General features: G+C 65.6%; 17 protein-coding genes and 1 pseudogene. 5 read left to right on the plus strand and 13 right to left on the minus strand.

Annotation, left to right across the window (positions count from 1 at the left end; translation table 11 throughout):
* Positions 1–42: 42 nt before the first annotated feature.
* The 8 genes and pseudogenes from ACQKJZ_RS00175 to ACQKJZ_RS00210 all read right to left on the minus strand — a co-directional run bounded on the left by ACQKJZ_RS00175 (position 43) and on the right by ACQKJZ_RS00210 (position 11,317).
* Positions 43–1,107, minus strand: coding sequence for a PLP-dependent cysteine synthase family protein (locus tag ACQKJZ_RS00175; RefSeq protein WP_427729532.1), 1,065 nt, complete (start codon positions 1,105–1,107; stop codon positions 43–45).
* Entirely contained in the window at positions 1,107–1,763 is a 657-nt protein-coding gene (locus ACQKJZ_RS00180; protein WP_427729533.1) for a M3 family metallopeptidase, read from the minus strand. Before ACQKJZ_RS00180 ends, ACQKJZ_RS00175 begins: the two co-directional genes overlap by 1 nt.
* 128 nt (positions 1,764–1,891) lie before the next feature.
* Positions 1,892–3,130, minus strand: a pseudogene (locus ACQKJZ_RS00185) (M3 family metallopeptidase); the annotation flags it as partial.
* Between the two features lie 29 nt (positions 3,131–3,159).
* Positions 3,160–4,017: a hypothetical protein gene (locus ACQKJZ_RS00190; protein WP_427729534.1), complete on the minus strand. Its 858-nt coding sequence runs from the start codon at positions 4,015–4,017 to the stop codon at positions 3,160–3,162.
* Positions 4,014–4,337: a thioredoxin family protein gene (locus tag ACQKJZ_RS00195; RefSeq protein WP_427729535.1), complete on the minus strand. Its 324-nt coding sequence runs from the start codon at positions 4,335–4,337 to the stop codon at positions 4,014–4,016. Before ACQKJZ_RS00195 ends, ACQKJZ_RS00190 begins: the two co-directional genes overlap by 4 nt.
* 32 nt (positions 4,338–4,369) lie before the next feature.
* Positions 4,370–6,172: an ABC transporter ATP-binding protein/permease gene (locus ACQKJZ_RS00200; RefSeq protein ID WP_427729536.1), complete on the minus strand. Its 1,803-nt coding sequence runs from the start codon at positions 6,170–6,172 to the stop codon at positions 4,370–4,372.
* A gap of 19 nt (positions 6,173–6,191) precedes the next feature.
* The gene (locus ACQKJZ_RS00205; protein WP_427729537.1) at positions 6,192–8,489 is read right to left on the minus strand and encodes a TonB-dependent siderophore receptor; all 2,298 of its coding nucleotides are present in this window, start codon (positions 8,487–8,489) and stop codon (positions 6,192–6,194) included.
* Between the two features lie 83 nt (positions 8,490–8,572).
* Entirely contained in the window at positions 8,573–11,317 is a 2,745-nt protein-coding gene (locus tag ACQKJZ_RS00210; protein ID WP_427729538.1) for a M16 family metallopeptidase, read from the minus strand.
* A 99-nt stretch (positions 11,318–11,416) separates the two neighbouring features.
* On the opposite strand from ACQKJZ_RS00210, the gene ACQKJZ_RS00215 reads away from it, so the two are divergent.
* Complete coding sequence (locus tag ACQKJZ_RS00215; protein ID WP_427729539.1) at positions 11,417–12,853, plus strand: PLP-dependent aminotransferase family protein; 1,437 nt, start codon at positions 11,417–11,419, stop codon at positions 12,851–12,853.
* A gap of 605 nt (positions 12,854–13,458) precedes the next feature.
* On the opposite strand, the gene ACQKJZ_RS00220 is transcribed toward ACQKJZ_RS00215, so the two are convergent.
* From ACQKJZ_RS00220 to ACQKJZ_RS00230, 3 genes are all read right to left on the minus strand, one after another.
* Complete coding sequence (locus ACQKJZ_RS00220; RefSeq protein WP_427729540.1) at positions 13,459–15,054, minus strand: isocitrate lyase; 1,596 nt, start codon at positions 15,052–15,054, stop codon at positions 13,459–13,461.
* Between the two features lie 121 nt (positions 15,055–15,175).
* On the minus strand, positions 15,176–15,331 hold the full coding sequence (locus ACQKJZ_RS00225; RefSeq protein WP_427729541.1) for a hypothetical protein: 156 nt from the start codon (positions 15,329–15,331) through the stop codon (positions 15,176–15,178).
* 779 nt (positions 15,332–16,110) lie between these two features.
* The gene (locus tag ACQKJZ_RS00230) at positions 16,111–17,868 is read right to left on the minus strand and encodes a PAS domain-containing protein (RefSeq protein ID WP_427729542.1); all 1,758 of its coding nucleotides are present in this window, start codon (positions 17,866–17,868) and stop codon (positions 16,111–16,113) included.
* 301 nt (positions 17,869–18,169) lie between these two features.
* On the opposite strand from ACQKJZ_RS00230, the gene ACQKJZ_RS00235 reads away from it, so the two are divergent.
* Positions 18,170–18,880: a bacteriorhodopsin gene (locus tag ACQKJZ_RS00235; RefSeq protein WP_427729543.1), complete on the plus strand. Its 711-nt coding sequence runs from the start codon at positions 18,170–18,172 to the stop codon at positions 18,878–18,880.
* Positions 18,877–19,719 (plus strand): beta-carotene 15,15'-dioxygenase, Brp/Blh family, encoded by an 843-nt coding sequence (locus ACQKJZ_RS00240; RefSeq protein WP_427729544.1) that lies wholly within the window; start codon positions 18,877–18,879, stop codon positions 19,717–19,719. Before ACQKJZ_RS00235 ends, ACQKJZ_RS00240 begins: the two co-directional genes overlap by 4 nt.
* Here ACQKJZ_RS00240 and ACQKJZ_RS00245 read toward each other — a convergent pair.
* Positions 19,693–20,937 (minus strand): DUF2254 domain-containing protein, encoded by a 1,245-nt coding sequence (locus ACQKJZ_RS00245; RefSeq protein ID WP_427729545.1) that lies wholly within the window; start codon positions 20,935–20,937, stop codon positions 19,693–19,695. The two genes, ACQKJZ_RS00240 and ACQKJZ_RS00245, sit on opposite strands and share 27 nt — an antisense overlap.
* A 123-nt stretch (positions 20,938–21,060) precedes the next feature.
* Positions 21,061–21,750 carry an OmpW/AlkL family protein gene (locus ACQKJZ_RS00250; RefSeq protein ID WP_312490955.1) on the minus strand — a complete coding sequence of 230 codons (690 nt, stop codon included), beginning with the start codon at positions 21,748–21,750 and terminating at the stop codon, positions 21,061–21,063.
* A gap of 129 nt (positions 21,751–21,879) precedes the next feature.
* Here ACQKJZ_RS00250 and hemN point away from each other — a divergent pair, with 129 nt between their 5' ends.
* Complete coding sequence (gene hemN / locus ACQKJZ_RS00255; RefSeq protein WP_427729546.1) at positions 21,880–23,202, plus strand: oxygen-independent coproporphyrinogen III oxidase; 1,323 nt, start codon at positions 21,880–21,882, stop codon at positions 23,200–23,202.
* Positions 23,192–23,881, plus strand: coding sequence for a Crp/Fnr family transcriptional regulator (locus ACQKJZ_RS00260; protein ID WP_427729547.1), 690 nt, complete (start codon positions 23,192–23,194; stop codon positions 23,879–23,881). Before hemN ends, ACQKJZ_RS00260 begins: the two co-directional genes overlap by 11 nt.
* The last annotated feature ends 4 nt before the right edge of the window (positions 23,882–23,885 follow it).

Here is a 23,885-nt window from a genome sequence, read left to right on the forward strand (position 1 = left end):
CCATGGGGGCGACCACCAATGTGCAGCGAGTCCCCGAAAACGTCATGTCTGCACCGCCAAACATTGTTCGAACCGCTGCATGGATTGCGGAAGATCGATGCCATGTCGGGCGAGCCAGTTATCGTCATAGTAGGTGCAGCTGTACCGCTCACCGCCGTCGCATAGCAGCATGACGATACTGCCTGTCACTCCCGTTTCCATCATCTCGCGCGCCAGGGCCAGACATGCAACGAAGTTCGTCCCCGTCGATCCGCCAACCGGGCGTCCGAGCCGTGCCGACAGGGCGCGCATCGCACCGATGGAATCCGCGTCCCCCACCGCGATCATACGGTCTATGACGGAGGGTACGAAGCTCGGCTCCAACCGGGGTCGGCCGATTCCCTCGATCAGGCTGGCGCACCCTTCAGGCAGCGCCGTCACCGTGCGATCCGCGAAATGGCGGTGAAACACCGAGTGCACGGGGTCCGCCACGCACAGCTGCGTTGCATGGCGCTGATAGCGCAGATAGCGCCCGATCGTGGCCGATGTGCCGCCGGTGCCCGCGCCGCAGACGATCCAGCTTGGCACCGGATGTTCCTCGTGGGCCATCTGCGCGAAAATCGACTCGGCGATATTGTTGTTGCCGCGCCAGTCGGTCGCACGTTCGGCATTGGTGAACTGGTCGAGATAATGGCCGCCGGTCTCCTCGGCGAGCCGCTGCGCGACGGCATAGACGGTGCGAGGATCGTCCACGGCGTGGATCTCGCCCCCGTGGAAACGAATGGCATCCAGCTTGGGCGCCGCCGTCGTGGCTGGCACGACCGCGATGAAGCGAAGGCCGAGCATGCGCGCGAAATGCGCCTCGCTGACGGCGGTCGATCCCGACGATGCCTCGATAACGCAGGTGGTCGGGCCGATCCAGCCGTTGCACAGCGCGTACAGGAATAGGGATCGCGCCAGCCGGTGCTTCAGACTGCCGGTCGGATGACTGCTTTCATCCTTCAGGTAAAAGGTGATGCCGGAATAACGCGGCAGTTCGAGGCGAACGAGATGGGTATCGGCGGACCGGTTATAGTCCGCCTCGATCCGGCGCACCGCCTCCGCGCGCCATGCGCGATCCGCCGGCATCAGACCAGCCCCCGCCGGACGAGCAGCGGCGTGAGATCGGCATCCCGGCGGCGAAATGCGCGGAAATTCTCCGCCGCTGGCCGTGTTGCGCCGCGCGACAGCACCTCGGCACGGAACGCCTCGCCGGTGGCGCGGTCGACGACGCCCGCCTCCACAAACCGCTCGAACCCGTCGGCGGCCAGCACTTCCGCCCACAAATAGCTGTAATAGCCCGAGGCATAGCCGCCCGAGAAGATGTGGAGGAAGCCATGCGGAAAGCGATGCCAGGAAGGGGGCCGGACGACTGCGATTTCACTCCGCACCGCCGCCATCACGGTCATCGGATCGTCGCCCAGCGTACCCAGGTGGAGCAGCAGGTCGAACATCGCGAATTCGATCTGACGCAGCAGCGCCAGCCCCGCCTGGAAATGCCGCGCCGCGATCAATCGCTCGAACAGCGCAGGCGGCAACGGCGCACCGGTGACATGATGCCGCGACATGCCGGTCAGCACCTCGCGGTCCCAGGCGAAATCCTCCATCAGCTGGCTGGGCAGTTCGATCGCATCCCATTCCGTGCCCGCCATCCCTGCGATGCTGGGCCGATCGACCTCGGTGAACAGATGGTGCAGGCAATGCCCCGTTTCGTGGAGGAGCGTGACGACCTGACGGTGCGACAATAACGCTTCGCCGCCATCGCTTTTCGGTGCGAAATTGCAGGTGAGATAGGCGACCGGGTCTGGCGAAGCGTACCGTCGTTGAGGCGCGGCCGGGCGCTCCCCACCCAGGCGCCGCCCTGTTTTCCCGCGCGAGCATGCAGGTCGACATAGACGCCGCCGAACACCTGGCCTGTCGCATCGACCGCATCGAAATAGCAGCTATCGGGATGGGGCAGCGCCACATCGGCGCGGGGCACGAAGCGGATGCCGTACAGGCGCTCGATCAGCGCGTGCCAACCGGCGATGACCTGATCGACCGGGAAATAGCCGCGAACCTCCGCCTCGTCGACAGCATGGCTTTGCGCGCGCAGTCGCTCGGACGCGAAGCCGAGGTCCCATGGTTCCAGCTCGTTCAAGCCCAGCTCAGACGCGGCGAAATCCCGCAACGTCGCCAGTTCCCGCTCCGCGAACGGGCGAGCCCGACGCGCGAGATCGCGCAGGAAGTCCAGCACCGTGTCCGCATCCGGCGCCATCTTGGTCGCCAGCGACCAGGCGACCGGATCGGAAAAGCCGAGCAGGACCGCGCCTTCGCGACGCAGCGCGACGATGCGATCGATCCGCTCGCTATTGTCGAACCGGCCCGCATCAGGTCCCTGTTCGGAGGCACGGGTGCCATAGGCCGTGTAGACCCGCTCGCGCAGTTCGCGATCCTCGGCGAAGGTCAGGATGGCGGCGACGCTCGGCTGCTGCAGCGTGACGAGCCAGCCCTCCAGCCCGCGCCCACGCGCCGTGGCGGCGAACATCGTCTTGTCGACGTCCGACACGCCAGCGAGCTGCCGTTCGTCGGTGATATGCTCGCTCCAGGCGTCGGTCGCGTCGAGCACCGCGCTGGCAAAGGCGTTCCCCAAGGCCGACAATTCCATCGAGATGTCGGCGAAGCGCCGTTGCGCATCGGGGGCCAGTGCGACGCCCGCCAAGGTGGCGTCGCGCACGGCGTACGCAATAGCGACGCGATCGGCCTGCGGCAGTGCCGCGAATCCCTCCCCCGCCCTCAATTTCACGAAGAGATCATACAGGTTCGGATCCTGTCGTACGCGCAGATGGGCGGCGGTAAGCTTCGCCTGCCCCTCGGCATGAGCCTGGCGCAGCGCGGGCGTGTCCGCCACCGCTTTCAGATGCGACACCGCCGACCACAAAGCCGAGATCGCAACCTGACGGCGCTCCAGCGGCAACCACGCATCGGCAAACGTCGGCGACGCGGCGGCTGTGATGTCCCTGACAGTCCTGTCCTGCTCGGCGATAATGCCGTCGAGTGCGGGACCGATCGCAGCGGGAGTTATAGCGTCGAAGGGCGGCAGCTTGGTCGCGTCCGCAAGAGCATGGGTCATGTCAAATCCTCGGGAAAGTCATACGCGGATCAGGCGGCGTGCGCCGCGATCAGGTCGAGCACGAAGCCGGGCGCACTGCGCGCCCGTTCGGCGTAGCGCGCGTTGCTCTGCTTCAGCCGTGCTTCGAACGCCGCCGCCAGATCCGGTGCGCGGGATCGGAACAGCGCCGGGATGTCCACGACCTCCCCGGCATCGCGCTGCGCCTGGGTTTCGCGGCGGATCTCATCCAGCATCGCATGGGCCTGTGCCTGCACGGTGTCGGAGAAGGCCGGGTCGGATGTACGGGTCGCGTCCTGAACCCAGGCCGCGACCAAAGTCGAGAGCACCGACATACTGGTGCGCAGCGGCCAGCAGGCCGTCGCACAGGCCGCAAGCGCCGCTCGCGCGTCGCTGCCAGGCTCCTCCGCCGCTTCGCTCCGCTCAATGGCGGCACGCAACTCGGACCAGCCACGGCGACCGGGCGGATCGCTGCTCGCTTCCCGGCGGTAAAGGTCAAGCAAGGCGGAATGATAAGGCGCGGCCAGTCGATCGACGCCCATTTCCCTCAGCAAACCGTCGACGATCCGGATAAGCACGGACGACAGATCGGCTCCCGGTTCGACACAGGACACCCATCGCAGGCTATGCCCGACCGCCGCGTCGGTGGCAGCGAGCGCCATCAGGGGGTCCAGCAAACCGGCAAGCGCCAGCGGATAGCCGAAGCGTTCCGCATATTCGGCCCGATCGTCGCCTTGTATCGAGACGCCGAGGGGACTTCCGCCCCGCCCGTCCCAATGGGTCGCCCCGAACATCAGGGTGCCGTTCTTCGCATGATGGTGCAGACGAGCGAGAAGGTCCTCCTTGATCGCCGGATCACCCCGGAATGCGCCTGCAGGTGCCTCGCTCACAAATGGCTCTCGAGCCAATTGCTCAGCTGCGCGCGCGATCGTGTGCCGACGATCCGGTCGACCTCCCGGCCGTCGCGATACAGCGCCAGGGTCGGCAGCGCGCGCGCCGCGAAGCGTTCGCCCAGCGCCACGTCCGCACTGACGTCCGCCTTGCAGATCCGCACTTCCCCGGTGAAGTCGACTGCGAGATCGTCGAGCACCGGCGCCAGCATGCGGCACGGCGCACAGGTCGGCGACCAAAGGTCGAACAGCGTCAAGCCGCTCTGCCCCGTCACCTCGGCGAAGTCCGCGCCGGTGACGTCGATTACCTTGCCAGCCATATTCGTTCTCGTCCTTTGTATGGCAGGCGCGGTCAGCCGCGCCCCGCCCCGTCGTTCAGGCCGGCGGGATGCGCGCGACCGTCGGTGAAGGTCAGTGTGTGCGTGTGGTGGACCAGCAAGGTCTCGTCGTGAACGACGCTGATGATCGTCGCATCGGGCAGGTCCCGGCGCACCGAGTCGTAGAAGTGGCGGGCGTTGTCGGCATCCAGCGCGCTGGTCGCCTCGTCCAACACCAGCAGCGTCGGGCGGTGGAGCAGGATGCGAGCCAGCGCGATGCGTTGCTGCTCGCCGGGTGACAGCTCCTCCTGCCACAGCCGCAGTCCATGAATGTCTCCCGCCAGATGCCCCAGGCGCACCTGTTCGAGCAGCGCGACGATGGTGGCGTCGTCATGCGCCTCGGCCCGGTCGGGGAAGCAGACGGCCGCCTTCAGCGTGCCCATGGGCAGGTAGAGCCGCTGCGGCACGAACATCGCGCGGCTATCGTTCGCCATCGCGACGCGCCCCCTGCCATCGGGCCACAGGCCAGCCAGCGCCCGGACCAGGGTCGACTTGCCCGCACCCGACGCGCCGCGCAGCGCCCACCGCTCACGCGCGCCGACCTGCCAGTCGCCGACCTCGACCAGCGCTTCGCCATGCGGGCGGTGCAGCGCCAGGTCGTGCGTCGCCAGGACGATGCCGGGCGCGGTACCCGCCCCCACGGCAATACCGACCGGACGGGCATCGTCGATCGCGTCGTCCAGTCCCTTGATACGATTGAAATAGCTGATCTGCTGGCCGATCAGCTGATAGCTTTTGATGAAATAGCCGAGCTGCTGACCCAGTTGCCCGAACGCCTGTTGCCCGGCCATCAACTGTCCGAAGGTCATGCCCCCCGCGAAATAGGTCGGCACCATGATGAACAGCGGCAGCACCGTCCCCATGCGGTCATAGACACTGCCCGCCGCCGTGATGCCCAGCGAGCTGTAGATCACCGACCGGAAGTTCAGCCGTACCGCGTCGAACGACTCTTCCAGCGCCTGTCGCTCGGTGCCCACCGCGCCCGCTAGGCCGATCTGTGCCGCGTTGCGCCGGACATGGATCAGCCCGGCGCGGAAATCGGCCTCGCGGTGCTGCTGACGCATCATCGCGCGGACGAACGGCTGGCCGATCTTGGTGATCAGGTAGGACCCGACGAGCGCATAGGCGACCGCGTACCAGACGGTGCTGCCCGGTATCGAAACGGCCTGGCCCGCCAGCGAGAAACGGATCGGCGGCGCGGTTTCCAGCAGGACCATCGCAAAGGTGACGCCGGTGACGATCGATCCGATCACCCGCATGGCGATGTGCAGTACGCCGACCGACATGCCCAGGGCTGCGGTGATGGCGTTCAGGTCGTCGGCGATACGCTGGTCGGGATTGTCGATGATGCGCAGCCGCTCGATCTCGGCATAGCGGTTGCGGCTCATCCAACGGTCGAGATAGTCGCGCGTCAGATAGGTGCGCCAGCGGATCGACAACAGCCCGTCGATCAGGTTCTCGATGAGAATGAGAGCGACCTGGAACGCCAGGATGCCGATGAAGACGATCATCAGCCGACCGAGCTGGCTGCCGTCACGCGCCTCGACCACGTCGAAGAACTGCCGCTGCCAGCGATTGGCGCGCAGCAGGATGAAGGCCGTGCCGAACTGGAAGACGAACAGCATAATCAGCGCGAACCACGCAAATTTCCAGTCCGGCGACGTCCAGTAACCGCTCACCAGCCGCCAGGCGTCACGCCACCGCGCGCGCGTCGACTGGGGTGGGGCGAGGCCCGTCTCGCGACGGACCTCCCCGCTTTGGCTGGGTTGCGGCATCATGGGATAAGGTTCCTGTCGATCAGAAGAAGCGATAGCCGACGGTTAAACGCCAGGTGCGCGGCTCGACGAGTGGGATGTAGTTGATCGCCCGAGTGGGATTATAGGCCATCGCGTCGAAGAGGTTGCGCACGCCGATGGTGACGTCGAACGCGCCGATCGAGGCGGAACCGTTTAGCAGCGCCTGAGCCGACCCGGGAATACGATAGACGTTCAGGCGATCGATGGCCGAACTGGATCGCCCGGACACGCCGGCGCCGATCCCCAGCTTCACATCATCGGCCACCTTGCGCTCATAGGCGGCATAGAGGTTATAGACGTCGCGCGGCTGGCCGTTCACGGTGTTGCCCAGGCTCCGCGTCGGCTGGAGGTACCTATAGTTCGTCCGCGTGAAAGCGGCGGTGACCGTCAAGCCACGCAGCGGGTTGCCGGTGACGTTGATGTCGATGCCCTGCCCCAGCTGTCCGGGGAGCGCGATCTGGAACTGCGCCGCAGCGGGGTCGCGATCCAGCAGGTTGCTTTGGCGGATGCTGAACCACGATGCGTTCAGCAGGACGCGCTTGTCGAACAGGTCCCATTTCACCCCCGTTTCGGCATTGCGCGTGCGGATGTCAGGCAAGCGTGCACCGAACCGGTCGAGTGCCGTTGTCGGCTGAAATCCGTAAGCGAGCGAGCCGAAGACCGACAATTTGTCGGTGATGTCGACGACCGCGCCATAACTGGGTGTGGTGGCGTTGTTCTTCGTGAAGGAGGCTGGACGTCCTGTGACTTTGGATGACAGTTCCCGCCTGTTGTTTCGAACGGCCGCCATCAGGTGGATCGGCCCCAGGCCGATCAGATACTGGCCGTAATAACCGTACAGCTTCGAATCCTGTACGGAAGACGAGTTGAAATTTCTCGCCAGCGGCGGCAGCGTTCCCGTCGGGTTGAAGATATTGTACGGGAGCATTCGACCGTCGTTTGCAAATACCTTGTCGACATCCGAGTCGACGATGGTCATACCGCCGACGATCTTGTGCGTGATCGCACCAGTGCTGAACGACACGCGTGCAAACGAATCGAGCACATCGGTATTCGCACGCTGGCGAGCGCCGCCGGTCGACACGAGAATCTGGCCCTGTGGGTTCAACACCGCAAATGGTGAATATTGCTTCAGCGAAAAATCGACAATCTGGTGTTGTCCGCGAACGACGACAGATAGCCAGTCCGTCACCTTCTGACTGACTTCGGCATTGAACTGCGTCGTCTGGATCTGGACTCCCTGATCCTTGCCACCAATCAGCGGCCGGTTGAACGCCACGTCGAACGGCATCTTGGTGGCCGTGTTCATGACGGTATAGGGCACTACGCCAAATAATTGGTTGCCGAGCGTCGCCGAGAAGATGACGTCGGTAACCGAATTCTTATAGCGGATCGACGGCGCGAACAGATAATCCTCATTGCCCCGATAGCCCCCGAAGTTCCGGTCCGCGGTAGCGGCAGAGGCGATGACGCGCGCGCTCAAACGATGGTCTTCGGTCAGCGCCCGATTGGCATCGAGTACGCCACGGACCAGCCCGAACGATCCCGTCTCGCCGGTGACGTACAGCCGTTCTTCGGCATTGGGCTTCTTGGTCACGATGTTGATCGTGCCGCCGAGATTGTCGCCGCCCAGCAGGATCGCGTCGGGCCCCTTCAGCACCTCGATCCGCTCGATATTGGCGAGCGGCAGCGTCGTACCGGCGGCGAAGGACGAACTGGAGGCGCTGGGCAGACCGTTGACGGCGCCGTTCGAGTCGAAACCGCGTACCGAAAAGCTGACGCCGCCCTGCACCGTCGCCGTGTTGACGACGACGCCACCGGCATTGGCCAGCGCTTCGGTGAGGTTCACCGCCTGTTGCTTTTCCAGCAGCTTGGCCGAGATCACCTGCGTGTTGCGCGGTTGATCGCGCAGCGACTGGCCCAGTCGCGACGAGCTGGTGGGACCGCGCACCAGCACGCTGGTTTCCGCCTCATTGGGGCGCGCGACGACGATGACGTCGTTGAGGATGGAAATCAGGCCATCATCGGCGACCTGCACCGCGACGGGGAGGCCACGCGTGGCCTGGGCCACCGCCTCGCGTTCGCTGCTCGCATTGACCACGGGTTTGGCGGTGATGCCCTTTACCGCGTCGGGATCGATATTGAGCGGAGCGCCCCATTCGGCGGCGATGCGTTGAAGCGCCTGAGCCAGCGGCATGGAAGGTTGCGACAATGTGCGCGCCTGAGCCCAGGCGGTGCCGGGCGCGGCGGCGGTAGCGAGTGCCAGCAGGCTGGCGACAACGATATGACGTTTACCCATGGGATTCCCCCCCTTTGAGGTTCGACGATCGAACGTCACGGCCCCGTTCCTCTTGCTTATGTTTTGAAAGACCGTGATTTTATTCAGCGCGCCGGTTCGATCACACCCGGCTTGCCAAGCTTCAAATCCTTGAATTGATCGCGAATCCGCTGCCAGTCGCCGACCAGCACCCAGTGGACCGCATCGGGATCGGCATAGACGCCCGCTGCCCGCCTCACCTGATCCAGCGTCAGCGCGCGCAGCCGCATCGGTTCGCGCACGACATCGTCATAGGGCAGGCCTTCGGACTGCGCGTCGGCCATCGCGGCCACGAGATCGGTATTGCCTTCCAGCCGCGCGGCGTTGCGGTTCGCCGCAGTCGTGACGATGCGATCAAGCTCGCCCTGTTCGGGCGGGTGATCGCCCGTCAGTGCCCGCATCTCCTTGGCGAGTTCGGCAACAGAGTCGGCGCTGTGATCGCGATTGACGGTTCCGGCGATCATCCAGCGGCGCTGACCGCGCGTGTCGAACACACCCGATCCGATGCCGTACGTCCACCCCTTGTCCCCGCGCAGGTTGGTGCCGATGCGTGAGGTCAGATTGCCGCCATACACTTCGTTGACGACCTGGGTCGCGGCGTCATCGGTGCCGCCGGGCGCATCCGCTGGCGGGATTACCCTGCCCGCCAGGATATAGGTCTGGGTCGCTCCCGGTTTGTCCAGCACGGTCAGCGACGGTGCGGATCGGCCGTGCGCCGGCGGAATCGGTACGATCGGTGCGGCTGGCCCTTCTGCCTTCCAGTCGCCCAGCGCCTTTTCCAGCAATGGCTTCAGCGTCGCCATATCGGCATCTGCCGCGACGTACAGCGTCGCCCGGTCGGGGCGCAGATGGGCATTCATCCAGACACGAACCGTCGCCGCGTCGATCGCCTCCACCTGCTTGATGGCATCCCCAGCCGTAGCCGCCGGGGCATAAGGATGGCCCGCGCCATAGATGGCGGTATAGAGCGCCCGCTGGGCTCCGGCGTTCGGATTGGCCGCCTCCGCCCGCAGCCGATCGATACGCGCTGTCTTCAATTGAGCCAGCGCCTCGGGCGTGACATCCGACTGGGTCAGGGCGCGGCCGAACAGCGCGATGCCCGGTGCCAGGTGCGCCGCGTCCCAGTTGAAGGTCAGATCGGCATGATCCAGGTCGACCTTGTCGTTGAACCGGCCACTCAGCGCATCCGCCGCTTGGGCGCGCGCCTGCTGCGGCGCCGTCTTGCCCTTGGCCCCCAGCAAATCGAACACGATCGGCGCGATTTCGTGCGAGGCGCCCGCGCTGCCGCCCTGGTCGAAGCGCAGCAGCATCGCGTCCGACACGCTGCCTGGGCGCGGCACCAGTACGATCTTCAGGCCATTCGACAACCGCGCTTGTTGGACGGCGGGGAAAGCGATCGGCGTGATCGGCCCGACCGGTGGAGGCCCCTTGGCCAGATCATATCCACCGGATGTCGCCTTGAACGGGGGGGTGGGCAGCATGACCAAATGATAGCCCGGACGGCCATAGACATCCGCCACCGCCCGCCGGACGCTGTCCGGCGTTGCGCTCAGCAATTGCTGGTAATAACGGTCCGCATAATCCGACGTCTGGCTCTGACGCGCTCCCTGCGCCAGCAGAAACGCCTTACCCGATGTCGTCTCCTGCAGGGTCCGCAGGAAATTGATACGCGCGGCTCGCGCATTCTCCAGTTCCTCGGGCGTCGGGCCTTCGGCGACATAGCGCGCGATGATCGCGTCCACCTCTGCCTCCACCCGAGCCATTTGATCGGGGGCTATGCCGGAAAAGCCGAAACCCATGACGCTGGACAGGACGCCGTCATCGAACATGACATAGGCCGATTTGACGATGCCCAGTTCGTCGATCAATCGACGATGCAAGCGCGAACGTACGCCATTGGCCATAATCTGCGCGGTCAGATCCAGCGCTGCGATGGCGGGCGATCCGGCCGGCGGTGCCGGATAATCGACATAGAGCCGCCCGTCGCTCACCGCATCGAACATCTGCCGCCGGATCGGGCCGGACAGCGCTGGTGCCCAGGTCTCCAGCCGTTCGACGGGCGGCTGCGGCTGGAGTCCTCCGAAATAACGGGTCACCAGCGTGCGCGCCTCGTCTCCGGTAACGTCGCCCGCCAGGATCAGCGTGGCGTTCGACGGCCCGTAATAGGTGTCGAACCACTGCCGCGCCTTGTCGACCGTCACCGCGTTCAGATCGGCTTCCTCACCCACTACGCCGTGATGATAGGGGTGATCGGCCGGGTACAGGTCCCCGAAGATCACCGCGTCGGATGTGCCGAAGGGCCTTGATGCGCGTAGCCGCTTCTCGCTCAATACCACACCGACCTCACGCTTGACCCGCTCGGGTGTCAGCGCCGCGCCGATAAAGCCCATCCGGTCCGCTTCCAGGAACAACACTCGTTCCAGTGCGGCGCGCGGAAAGGTTTCGAGAAAGGTGGTGGTGTCGCGCGTCGTCCGCGCATCGAACCGCGTGGCACCGAGGTCGAGGAGCGAGCGTTGCGCGCTCTGGTTCCAGTGCGTGCTGCCGTCGATCGCCAGATGCTCGAACAGATGGGCATAGCCATATTGGCCCGGTTTCTCATCCTTGGCGCCGACATTGTAAATGACGGTTGCGGATACCAGCGGCACAGTCCGGCTCGTCTGCACGATGACCTTCAGGCCGTTGGGCAGGGTGAAGCGCGTGACCGGATCGGTAATGGCGCTGGCGGCTGCGTTCGCCGGGGCTGCGGCGGCAACCGGACGGCCCGTCGTCCGCTCGCACGCACCAGCGGGCGTCGTCGCGATCATATTCATCGCGGTAGCGGCCATCAAAGCAATTATTGCATTCGTTTTTGCCATCTGGCGAACATTACCGATTGCGAAGCACCTGACTTGCAGGCAACGCCATAAAAAATGACCAGCCTGTCCCACTTCGCTGACCAGGACACTTTTTACGAACGCGATTGTGCGATCGGTGCCGGACAGATGGCGCGCGTGATTGACGCGGTGGAACGGCAGATCGAACAGGGCATGCTGATCGCAGGTCAGCGGCTGCCCTCGATCCGTGCCATGGCCGGCGTGCATAGCGTCAGCCGTGATACGGTACAGCGCGCCTATGACAGGCTGGTGGCAAGCGGACGGATCTACGCACGTCGCGGATCGGGCTTCTATGTCTCCGCCCCGCCCGCCGCCCCGCCGCCTTCGGCCCCCGCTGCCGTACCACCCGACGATCGTGTCGCGTTCCAGCTTATCTACGCGTCCCCCCCCCTCGACTGTGCGCCTGGCAGCGGCGTGCTGCGCCACGAAGCGTCCGCCATCGACGAGCTCAATCGGGTGGTAAAAAGCGTCGCGGCCTTCGGTATGCGCGCGAACGGCTATGGTGAACTGGCGGGCTATCGCCCCTTGCGCGAACACTTACGCCAGAAATTCGCGATCGAGGGCATCGATGTGCCGGTCGATTCGATCTTCACCGTCCCCGGGTGCATCGCCGGGATCGGGATCGTCGTCCGTGCCTTCGTTCGGCCGGGGCGCCCCGTGTTGATCGAGAATCCCTCGTCCTACATGCATCTGAATGCGCTGCTGTCCCAGGGCGCCTCGATCTTCTACGTGCCGCGCCTCGCGGATGGGCCGGACATGCATGTGCTGCGCGAGCTGTGCGAGCGACATCGGCCGGTCATGTTTCTGCTGTCGTCGCTGATCCAGAACCCGACCGGCAGTTGCATCTCGCTGCACAAGGCACGCCAGTTGATCGAGATCGCAGCGGAATTCGACATGATTCTGGTGGACGATGCCGCTTATGCCGACCTTCTACCGCCAGGCAACGGCCGCTTGAGCGCACCGCTCATGCTGCTCGACCATCTCGATCGCGTGATCCATGTCGGGGGCACGTCGCGCATCCTGACACCCGATGTCGGCATCGGTTACATCGTGGCCGGGGATCGCTACGTCGACATGCTACGCCGCTTTCGATCATCGCATTTGCTGGGCAACCTGCTCCTCGCCGAACGGGTCTTCTATCGCTTCTTGGACGAAGGGCTGTACCGCCGCCGATGTGAGCGCGTGCGCGCGAACTTGGCGCAGAGCATGGTCGCGCTGCAACAGCACGTCACGCGATTGAGGCTGGACGTGGCGCCAGCGGTCGGAGGAATGTTCCTCTGGGTCGATTGCGGAGAAGGCGCCGACACCCGCGGCCTCTCGCGGCAAATGTTGAACCGTGGCTTCCTGATGGCGCCCGGCCGGCATTTTTGCCCGCCCGGAGTGCCATCGTCGAAAATGCGCTTCAATGTGACAACCAGCAGCACGTCTGCGTTACAAGCATTTGCCGAAGTCCTCAGCAGCGCGTCATCTTAGCCATTCAGGCCACTTAACTTATCTATATGCTCCACGATGTTGCCTTCGAATTCCAAAGTCGAGGCGTTCTCCGCAATTAAAGCAAGATCATTTCGCGGAAGCACAGATCTTCGTCCTCAAACGCACCGCCGTTCTCGCAAGCGTCACCTTAACAAGCGGCCATAACCAACCCCGACATCGGGTGTCGCACACGTACATGGCGTGTTTGCGAAGCGATCGAAAAAATCTCCTCACAAACCCTGAAAAATGCCCGCTTTTTGCTAGAACCAACGCCCCCCGTTTAGGGCACCAGCGCCCGTTAGAATTGCGGATTTGATGGTCTTTGTCGGCGCTTTATCATCTTAGTTCGTAGAGCATGTGTCCACAGCGATCCTAATCGCCACTCCCCCAAAGTTTCCACGGCAAGACTTGTTGCGGTCGACGGGTAGCCGCAATGCTCTGCCCATCCTGTCGCTGCGTGTCGGGGTTATACAAGCCGACACGCAATAACTACGATGCCTGCATGTGTTGCGGCGCAGGTCCGGCATAGCGAGGATGGCGATGCCATTGATGGACCACGACCATCGCGCGGATAGCCGTGGCCCATGCCGTAAATCCGAGGCGGTTCAGGCGGCGAACTGGTTCATCGTGTTGTGCGCGCCGCCCGCCTTCAGTGCGGCCTCGCCCGCGAAATACTCCTTGTGGTCGTCGCCGATGTCGGAGCCGCTCATATTCTGATGCTTGACGCACGCGATTCCCTGGCGGATCTCCTGACGCTGCACGCCTTTCACATAGCCGAGCATCCCCGCCTCGCCGAAATATTCCTTGGCGAGATTGTCGGTGCTCAGTGCCGCCGTGTGATAGGTCGGCAGGGTGATGAGGTGGTGGAAGATGCCGGCACGCGCGCTGGCATCCTTCTGGAAGGTGCGGATGCGCTCGTCGGCCTCTTGCGCCAGTTCGGTCTCATCATAGTCGGCGCTCATCAGTCGCGCACGGTCATAGGCCGACAGATCGCGCCCTTCCTCGGTCCAACTGTCGAAGACCTGCTGGCGGAAGTTGAGCGTCCAGTTGAAGCTGGGCGAGTTGTTGTACACCAGCTTGGCGTCGGGCACGACCGCACGGATGCGATCGACCATGCCCGCGATCTGTTCGATGTGCGGCTTTTCGGTTTCGATCCAAAGCAGGTCGGCGCCGTTCCGAAGCGAGGTGATGCAGTCGAGTACGCAGCGGTCGGCTCCGGTGCCCTCCCGGAACTGGAAGAGGTTGGATGCCAGGCGCTTGGGCCGCATCAGCTTGCCGTCGCGTTCGATGACGACATCGCCGCGCAGGCTCGACAGTTCGGCGATCTCCTCGCAATCGAGGAAGGCGTTATACTGGTCGGCGATGTCGCCCGGCGCCTTGCTATAGGCGATCTGCTTGGTCAGGCCGGCGCCCAGCGAGTCGGTGCGCGTGACGATGATGCCGTCATCGACCCCCAGTTCCAGAAAGGCATAGCGGCAGGCGCGGACCTTCGCGAGGAAGTCTTCGTGCGGGACGGTCACCTTGCCGTCCTGATGCCCGCACTGCTTCTCGTCGCTGACCTGGTTCTCGATCTGAAGCGCGCAGGCGCCCGCCTCGATCATCTTCTTGGCGAGCAGATACGTCGCCTCGGCATTGCCGAAGCCCGCGTCGATGTCGGCGATGATCGGGACGACATGCGTCTCGTAATTGTCGATGGCGTGGAGCAGGCGCTGCGCCTCCATGTCGTTGCCGCTCTCACGCGCCTGATCCAGATCGCGGAACATCATGCCCAGTTCCCGCGCGTCGGCCTGCTTGAGGAAGGTGTAGAGTTCCTCGATCAGCGCGGGCACGCTGGTCTTCTCATGCATCGACTGGTCGGGCAGCGGGCCGAAGTCCGACCGCAACGCAGCGACCATCCATCCCGACAGATACAGATAGCGCCCCCTGGTGGTGCCGAAATGCTTCTTGATGCTGATGAGCTTCTGCTGGCCGATAAAGCCGTGCCAGCATCCCAGCGACTGGGTGTAGGCGGCGGGATCCGCGTCATAGGCCGCCATGTCGCGGCGCATGATGCGGGCGGTGTATCGGGCGATGTCCAGCCCGGTCTTGAACCGGTTCTGGAGCCGCATCCGCGCCACCGCTTCGGCGTCGATCCCGTCCCATGTGCCGCCATGCTGGCGGATGAGCGCGGCCGTTCGGGCGGTCTGTTCGTGATAGGTCATTGGCGGGGTCCTTCGGAGGCAGGGGGCATGGACACGACGCATCGGTCTTCCCCGCGCCAGGTGGCGCGGGGGGCGAGGATCGGCCATTGCCAAGGGGTTTCGGGACGCGTTTGCCCGGCGATCAGCCGAGCCGGCCCAGACGATGGTAGAGGTTGGAGAATTTTGCCGACCGGGGCTCGTCCGCGATCCGGCAGAGATGGGCGCCGACGGCTTCCTTGAACAGGCCGAAATCCTCCGTCGAGAACACCGCCCGACTGCGCGTGGGTTCGCTTGCCATAAACTGTCTCCCAATCGGCGACGTGCCATCCGTCGCCCTCCGGGATGTAAAAAGCATACTGAATGCTACCGAACCAACCAGTCTCAGGTACTAATCGCGTTCATGCGTAGCGCATCAGCCAACATTCGATTGTGATGCTGTAAAATATTTACCGGGTTATGACCCCGGCTTGCTTAGGGCGAATGGCGGGAGTCCGCTTAAAATGGGAATGGGGCTCCGCTCGCACCGGACGTGCTATCGCGATCAACCTCGATCGAAACCTTAGAGAAGGATGACATGAAGTGAATCCACCCCTCCCCTTCAGGGGAGGGGCCGGGGATGGGGCGCCTCCACAGGCAGACAGTGTGAGGCGATGCCCCACCCCAACCCCTCTCCTGAAGGGGAGGAGCTCGCTTTGATTCGATACGATGTCATCGCGGTCTAGCGCGCTGCCGGTGACAACCTGTTCGGGGTCGGCGCTGACGCCCGGCGCATCGTCAGATGGCGGACGCACGGCTTGCCGTTGCGGGCACGGGGGTCCCTGACATCAGGACGCCAGCGCATCGAAAAGCGCGTGCTTCGCGATACTTTTGGCGAAGCGACAACGTGTTCGCTGCCATCGGCTATCATTTCGGTGGCAAGGGTCTACCGGGATGCCGTGTTCGTCGAATGGATTGCCCGGCGCCGACAGCGACGGAATTGCCCGGCGTTTGATCGTGTCTGTGTGACCTGGCGGCCATGGACGTCATCACCCCCAGGCCGACCTGCCAGATCATGGCCGGCCGTCGCCGCCGTCCCGGTTACGCCTCGACCGACCCAAAATCGGAGGGCGTGCGTCGTTCACCGCCCTGCCCGCGGCGATTGAGCGCCTGGCTGACGCGGTCGAGCAGGTCGGGCTGGCGATAGGGTTTGCTGAGCACGTCGGTCCGGCGCGTCGGCGTATCCTTCGCGACCAGTTCCTCGTTATAGCCGGTGGTCAGCAGGATCGAGACGCTGGCATCGCGCTCCGCCACGGCGTCGGCCAGCGCCAGCCCGTCCAGGCTGCCCGGCATCATCAGGTCGGTGAACAACAGGTCGATACGGGCGTCTTGATGGGTGGCGTCGAACAGCCGAAGCGCCTCGTCCCCGTTGCTGGCGAACAGAATGGCGTAGCCGGCATTTTCCAGCACCTCGCATGCGACCTTCGCCACGTCCTCATTATCCTCGACGACGAGGATGCGCGGGACATACCCCTCCTGGACGAAGGCCTGCGCGGGCGTATGCAGGGCGCGCTCCTCCGCGCTGGCGGGGGCGCCGACCTGGGTAGGAAAGAGGAGGCGGACGGTCGTGCCGGCCCCCATCTCGCTTTCGATCTCCAGGCGTCCGCCCGACTGTCGCGCGAAACCGCTCGCCATCGCCAGCCCCAGGCCGGTGCCCTTATTGACCCCCTTGGTGGTGAAGAACGGTTCGACCGCGCGCTCGGCGACATGCGGGCTCATGCCCTCGCCCTCGTCGATCACCTCCACCGCGACATAATCGCCGGCGGGCAGATCGTGCGCCTCGTCGACGCCGTCCAGTGTGACCGCGCGGGTCACGACGGTGATGTCGCCCCCCTTGTCCATCGCGTCGCGCGCATTGGTGACGATGTTGAGCAGCGCCATTTCCAACTGGTTCGCATCGATCGCAACGTGCGGCAGATCGGCCGCCAGATCGAGGACCACCACGGCCCGGCCATCGGTCGCGCTCTCCAACAGCTCGGCGAAATTCGCCACTACCTCGGATAGATCGGCGGTACGGGGGTCGAGGCGCGACTTGCGGGCGAAGGCGAGCAGTTGCCGGGTCAGCTTGGCCCCCCGCTCGCCGGCGGACTGTGCGGCGGTGAGATAGCGGCCGATCTTCTCCGGGTTTCGGCTGGCCGCCGCGAGTTCGAGATTGCCGTTAACCACCTGGAGCAGGTTATTGAAATCATGGGCAAGCCCTGCGGTCAGCTGGCCGATCGATTCCATCTTCTGCAACTGGCGCATGCTCTGTTCGGAATTGCGGCGCCGGGTCACGTCGAGCTGGCTGGCGAAGAAATAGCGTAGGTCGCCCGCCTTGTCGTATACCGGCCCGATGAAGACCGCGTTCCAGAAGGGCGTGCCGTCGCGTCGATAGTTCAGGATCTCCAGCGCGATGGCGTCCCGTGCCTCGACCGCCCGGCCGAGTTCGGACACCGCCTCCCGATCCGTCTGCGCGCCCTGGAGGAAGCGGCAGTTCCGGCCCAGGATTTCGCGTTCCTCGTAACCCGTCAGGTCCAGAAAAGCCTTGTTGGCGAAGACGATCGGATTGTCGTCCTGATTGGGGTCCGTCAGGATCATCGGCATCCGCGTCATTTCGATCGCGGCGAAGAACACGCCACCCCGGTCGTCCAGATCGGGATCGGTGATGGTACTTTCGCGCCAGTGGTGAAGGCCGGGACGCTCGGTGGGTTCGTTCGCCCCCTGGTCCATCTTGCCTTGCGCCTGACGGCCCGCCGCAAGGCCGGTGGGATCGACATCGTCACGGTCATGGGGATCGGAAGGTGTCGAGTGTTCGGTCATTATCGATCCCGGATTTGGCCAATTGATCGCTTCAACACATCAAATGCGGTGTGTTTCCCCTGCCGGCGGCAAACAGGGTGGGGCGCGATCACCGCATCCGTCCTGTCCCATCGGACCGTCAGGTCGCGATCATCCGACATCGCCTCCACACGGCCGCCGGCCCGGATCAAGCATGCCACATCCAGACGATCGCCCCCGACGCTGCGAAACTAACATTTTCGTCATCTCGGATCAACGCGACCCAACCTCTGTTAAACTGGCAGGGTCGGCCTCCTGTCGTCCCGCAAGGGGAGAAGTGTTTATGGAGTGGACCGCGTTCCTGATCGGCTTCACGATCATGTCGCTAGGGTCGCTGGCAATCTATGCGAAGGGCAGCAAGACGCCCCCGGCCCTGCATCACACGCTATTGCACGCGACCGTACCCTTCATCGCGGCCACCGCGTATCTGGCGATGACCTTCGGGATCGGCACGCTGGTGCATGTCGACGGCTCGCTCGTCTATCTCGCCCGCTATGCCGACTGGTCGGTCACCACCCCCATCCTGCTGGCGGGCCTGGTGCTGACCGCGTTTCACGATCGCGGGCGCACGGGTGAGGTCGGCGGTTATCTGACCGCCATCATCGTGCTCGATGTGCTGATGATCGCGACTGGTCTCATCTCGTCGCTGGCGACGGTGCCGGTAATGAAATGGGTCTGGTACTTCTGGTCGTGTGCGGCCTTTGCGGGCGTGCTCTATCTGCTCTGGGGCCCGCTGCGCGCGACGGCGGTGGAACGGGGCGAGCCGATCGCCTCCGCCTATCGGAAGAACGTCACCTTCCTGACCGTCATCTGGTTCCTGTACCCCATCATCTTCCTGATCGGGCCGGAGGGGCTGAAGATCATCGGCGATCCGGCCTCCGTCTGGGCGATCCTGATCATGGATATCGTCGCCAAGGTCGTCTACGCCTTCTACGCGTCCGGCAATCTGGACGCCGCGCTGCATTCGTCGCGCGTTTCCGACTCGCGCGCGTGACGCGATCGGCGCCGCTGATCGGACGGGGTGCGCTGGTGTTGGTGGCATTGGCCGCCAGCGCCGGCCCCCGCGCCGGGCAGCTGGTCTTCGCGATCCTGGCGCTGGGGGTCGTCGGCATGGCGCACGGTGCCAGCGATTTGGGCGTGGTGGCCCCGGCGCGACGACCCGCATTCCTGTTGTTCTACGCGGCCGTGTCGCTGATCTGCCTGGCGTGGTGGACCGCCTTTCCCGCCATCGCGCTGCCGCTGTTCCTGGTCGCCTCGGCCCTGCATTTCGCCGCCGAGGACGCGCCCGATACCTCATGGCCGGAGCGTTGCGCGCTCGGCACCGGGCTGATCGCCGCGCCGGCCCTGTTTCATCCGGGTGAATATGCGGCGCTGCTCGATTTGGCCGCCGGGGCCACGACGCCGCCGGCGATCGTCACCGCGCTTCGTCTCGTCGGTGGCGTGGCGAGTGTCATGATGATCGTTCGCGCCGGGCGCCGACGGGACGGAACGCTGGCGGTCGGTACGGCGGCGCTGCTGCTCCTGCCGCCGCTGGTCGGATTTTCGGTCGGCTTCCTGATCCTCCATGCCCTGCCGCAGACTGAGGCGCGGCGCCGACACATGGCCCTCGCAAGCCAGCGCGCCTATCTGCGGGCCATCGCGCCCGTCTTGATCGCCGCGCTTCTGATCGGATCGCTCGTCGGCCTGTTGTTCCTGCGGATCGAGACGAGCGGCGTTCGCGGGCTTTTCGCGGCGATCGCGGCGCTCGCCATGCCGCATCTGCTGGTGACCCCCGCCTTCACCCGCCCCGCGACGCGGCCCGCGCCGTCACGCGCGGTCGGGCTTGGCCTTTAACGTTCGGGCGAGCGCCGCCTCGTCGGCCATCATGCGCTCGACATTCGCCGTCAGCTCGGCCTCCAAGTCCCGGATCGTCGCGGCCGCGTGGGGCAGCGTCTCGCGCAGCGCCGCCAGCGTCTTGAAGGTGCGGATCGCCACCTCCTCGTCCCCCGCCCCGTCGCGCAGGATGGGGGACAGGCCGGCGCGCACCAGTTCGTCGACGGTGGGGCGCGGGACATAGACCTGCGGCAGGTCCTGGTCTGACGAAGGCGCTTGCGCGGGCAGCTCGGCCAGACTGCGCAACAGGGCGTTCAGCACCTCGATCGCCGTGCCCGGATCGTTGACCGCGGCCGACAGGGCCCGACCCGCGATCTCGCCCAAGGCGATCAGCCCCAATCGCGGATCATGGTCGAAACTGCGGTGCCGTTCGATCGAGAAAGCCGCCGCCAGCGCGTCGTCCAGGCATTCCTCGCCTTCGCCACCGATCACATGGAGCAGCGGGCGCCCCTTGTGCACCATCGTGCCCGGGATCGCGCCGACATGAACGGCGACGTCATATTGCCGCGCCTGTGCGGCCAGATGCGCCACATCGACATGGGTGACATAGCCGATCGACTTGGCGGGGAGCGCGCGGGCGCCGGGCGGGACCGGGCCGGCCGGCCGCCCGCCGCCATAGGGGTCCGCCGCGAACGCCGCCATGGCCGAGCACGCCGCATTCTCGACCCGGTCGATCACGTCCGACATCCGCCCGAACGACGCCAGATGCGCGATCCAGCGCAACAACGTGATGACCACCAGCGTGACGAGCAGGATGGTCGCGATCAGCAGCAGCACCCGACCCTGCCCGCCGTACAGGCGCGTCTGCAGGCCGATGATGCCCACCACCGAAAAAATGAAGGCCCCCAGAAAGGTGGAGAGCGCATTCTGCGACATCCGGTCGGAGATCATCAGCTGCGTCGCGCGCGGCGTCGCCAGCTGCGTGGCGGAGGAATAGGCGCTGACCATCGCGGTCAGCGAGAAGGTCGTCACCGCCAGCATGGACGACGCCATGATCTCCAGCACGGTGCCCACGGCATCCTGGCCGATGTCGCCGGTGAAGTGATAGGGGATCAGGCGCGCGACGATGCCGGCAAAGGCCGCGACCACCACGCTCATCACGCTGATGAGCGCGGCGCGGAACCATATTTGCCGGACAATGCGCCGAAGCAGCCATCCGATGCGGGCCTTGGAGATCATCGGCCACCCTTGTCGCCTTTTGCGACCGATGTCATCCCGGACGATCATCGCGCGGTGCCCGGCTGTCGACCCCGCGCGCATCGCCCTCCGCCATGGCGCCGCCCTATCGAGGGGCCGTGCGGGCTATAAGCGCATGCCCAGGCCGACGCCGAACACCAACGGATCAAGGGCGACATGCACCCGCTGCCGGCCGAGCGCCGTCGTATCCAGACGCGCCCGTGTATCGATGTCAATATATTTGACGTCCAGGTTCAGGAACAGCGTGCGCGAGATGTCGACGTCGACGCCCGCCTGTGCGGCCCAGCCGACACTGTCCTTCAGGTGCACGCGGGTCGGGCCGACGGCCGAGCGGAGCGCCGCGCTGGCCTTCTCGTTCCAGAAGATCGTGTAGTTCACCCCTGCGCCGACATAGGGGCGGACATGCGCCCGGGGCCGGAAATGATATTGGACGGTGAGCGTGGGCGGCAACACCCAGGTCGAGGCGAGGTCGCCGATCGCGCCGGTCGTCCCCCGCACTCCGCCCACCTTGTGCTTCGTGGTGGCGGCGATCAGTTCGAAGCCGATCCTGTCCGTCGCCATATAGGTGGCGTCGACCTCCGGCATGACGCTGTTGCCGACACGGACCGTCTCGCCCGGCAGGCCGGGCAGGATGGCACTTGACCGCTCGTTGGGCGCCACGAGGATCGCACGCGCCCGCAGCAACACGTCGCCCGCCTTCACGCCGACGCGCGCGACATCCTGCGCCGATGCCGGTGCGCCGATGGCGGCGGCGGCAATCGCGAGCAGGCCGATGCTGGTCCTGATGATCGTCATCCCCAATCTCCTCTGATGGTCATGGGGGCCGGGTTAGGCGCCGGCGCACGGCCCCGCCTTGACCATCGACAAGGGCGGTTTTGACCATGGTCAAAGGCGGAGCGACGGGATCGGGGCACCAGATGCGGCATGTGGCCCTATCATCCCGACCTGCTCGCCCGGCCCGTGCCGCGCTACACCAGCTATCCGACCGCCGCCGAGTTCGGCGATGGCGTCGGCCCGGATGACATGGGTGCGGCGCTCGACAGGATCGGGGCGGATACGCCGGTATCGCTGTATCTGCACATCCCGTATTGCCGGACGATCTGCTGGTATTGCGGGTGCAACACGGGTGCCGCGAACCGGACGGCGCGGCTGGATGGCTATCTCGCGCGATTGCATGCGGAAATCGATCTGGTCGCGGCTCGCCTCGGCGGGCGGGGCCGGGTCGGGCGGATCGCGTTAGGGGGCGGCAGTCCCAATGCGATCCCGCCGCAGGCCCTGGTCGCACTGGTCGCGCATCTTCGCACCGTCTTCTCCTGTACCGGGGCCGTCCTGTCGGTCGAGATCGATCCGCGCGGGTTCGATGCCGATTGGGCCTTGGCCCTGGCGCGATGCGGCGTCGGCCGCGTCAGCCTGGGCGTGCAGACGTTCGACCCCGCGCTTCAGGCCGCGATCGGCCGGGTCCAGCCGCTGGCCGACATCGTCCGTACCGTGGACCTGCTGCGCGGCGCCGGGGTGGCGTCGATCAATTTCGACCTGATGTACGGCCTGCCGGGACAGGACGATGCCGCACTGGCCGCGACGATCGAGACCACGCTGGAACTGGCGCCGGAACGCCTGGCCGTCTTCGGCTATGCCCATGTCCCGCACATGATCCCGCGCCAGCGCCGCATCGACGCCACCGCGCTGCCCGATGCGGCGGCGCGCTTTCGCCAGGCGGCGCTGGCGCATGACCGGCTGACCGCGACGGGCTACCGCGCCATCGGGTTCGACCATTTCGCCAGGCCGGGCGACGCGCTGGCGCGCGCCGCCGACGATGGTACCCTGCGCCGCAACTTCCAGGGGTTCACCGAAGACCCCGCCGACATCCTCATCGGCCTGGGCGCCAGCGCGATCAGCCAGTTCCCCGACCGCCTGCTTCAGAATGCCAAGAAGGCCGGCGAATGGCACGGCGCGATCGCCGAAGGGCGCTTTGCCATCACGCGGGGTATCCGGCGCGGGCCGCTGGAGCAGCGACGCGCGCGCGCGATCGAGGCGCTGCTGTGCCGGGGCGTGGCCGACCTCGCCTTCCTGCCTGAGAGGGACATGGTCGCGGCCCGTCTCCACCCCTTCGCGACGGTCGGTCTGATCGACTGGCGGGGTAGCGAGCTGCATCTGACGGAGGCCGCCCTGCCCTATGCGCGCAGCATCGCCGCCGCGATCGACGCCTGGCGCGCGGTCGACGATACGCGCTTCAGCCATGCCGTCTGATCCACCGCCGCGCTGCTCCGCCTGTCCGGTGCGCGCGACGGCGATGTGCGTGGGGTTGAAGGACGACGAGCTGGCCGCGCTGCACCATATCGGGCGCCGCCGCCGCATCGTAGGCGGACAGATCATATGCTGGGCGGGAGAGCCGTCGCCGATCTGCGCCAACCTCGTCTGCGGTGTGCTGAAGGTCACGCGGGCGCAGGCCGATGGCCGGGTCCAGATCGTCGGACTGCTCTATCCGGGCGATTTCGTCGGTAGCCTGTTCGTCGCGCGCGCGGCCGACACGATCACGGCGTTGAGCGACGCCGATCTGTGCGTCTATCCGCGTCCCGCGCTGGAGGCCGTCCTCGCCGACCATCCGGCCGCGCGCCGGCTGATGCTGCGCCGGACGATGGCGACACTGGCCGAGGCGCGCCGCTGGATGCCGATGCTGGCGCGGGGACGCGCCGATGCACGGGTGGCGGCGCTGCTGCTCGATATGGCGCGACGAAGCGGATGCCGGGACCGGGAGGCGTTCTGCCTGCCGCTGTCGCGCGGTGCGATGGCGGAGGCGCTAGGCCTCGCCATCGAGACGGTCAGCCGGCACATGACGCTGTTTCAGGACACCGGACTGATCGCGCTGTCCGGTCTGCGCGGCGTTCGCCTGCTCGACCCGCCGCGCCTTGCCGCCGTGGCGGGCTGATCCG

The organism is Sphingomonas sp. NPDC019816 (assembly GCF_050274375.1).
GTDB lineage: Bacteria > Pseudomonadota > Alphaproteobacteria > Sphingomonadales > Sphingomonadaceae > Sphingomonas.

Coding starts and splice junctions, on each gene's coding strand:
- ACQKJZ_RS00175 (WP_427729532.1), bottom strand. CDS start 1,107: ATGCCGGCGGATCGCGCATGGCGCGCGGAGGCGGTGCGCCGGATCGAG.
- ACQKJZ_RS00195 (WP_427729535.1), bottom strand. CDS start 4,337: ATGGCTGGCAAGGTAATCGACGTCACCGGCGCGGACTTCGCCGAGGTG.
- ACQKJZ_RS00200 (WP_427729536.1), bottom strand. CDS start 6,172: ATGATGCCGCAACCCAGCCAAAGCGGGGAGGTCCGTCGCGAGACGGGC.
- ACQKJZ_RS00205 (WP_427729537.1), bottom strand. CDS start 8,489: ATGGGTAAACGTCATATCGTTGTCGCCAGCCTGCTGGCACTCGCTACC.
- ACQKJZ_RS00210 (WP_427729538.1), bottom strand. CDS start 11,317: ATGAATATGATCGCGACGACGCCCGCTGGTGCGTGCGAGCGGACGACG.
- ACQKJZ_RS00215 (WP_427729539.1), top strand. CDS start 11,417: ATGACCAGCCTGTCCCACTTCGCTGACCAGGACACTTTTTACGAACGC.
- ACQKJZ_RS00220 (WP_427729540.1), bottom strand. CDS start 15,054: ATGACCTATCACGAACAGACCGCCCGAACGGCCGCGCTCATCCGCCAG.
- ACQKJZ_RS00225 (WP_427729541.1), bottom strand. CDS start 15,331: ATGGCAAGCGAACCCACGCGCAGTCGGGCGGTGTTCTCGACGGAGGAT.
- ACQKJZ_RS00230 (WP_427729542.1), bottom strand. CDS start 17,868: ATGACCGAACACTCGACACCTTCCGATCCCCATGACCGTGACGATGTC.
- ACQKJZ_RS00235 (WP_427729543.1), top strand. CDS start 18,170: ATGGAGTGGACCGCGTTCCTGATCGGCTTCACGATCATGTCGCTAGGG.
- ACQKJZ_RS00245 (WP_427729545.1), bottom strand. CDS start 20,937: ATGATCTCCAAGGCCCGCATCGGATGGCTGCTTCGGCGCATTGTCCGG.
- ACQKJZ_RS00250 (WP_312490955.1), bottom strand. CDS start 21,750: ATGACGATCATCAGGACCAGCATCGGCCTGCTCGCGATTGCCGCCGCC.
- hemN (WP_427729546.1), top strand. CDS start 21,880: ATGTGGCCCTATCATCCCGACCTGCTCGCCCGGCCCGTGCCGCGCTAC.
- ACQKJZ_RS00260 (WP_427729547.1), top strand. CDS start 23,192: ATGCCGTCTGATCCACCGCCGCGCTGCTCCGCCTGTCCGGTGCGCGCG.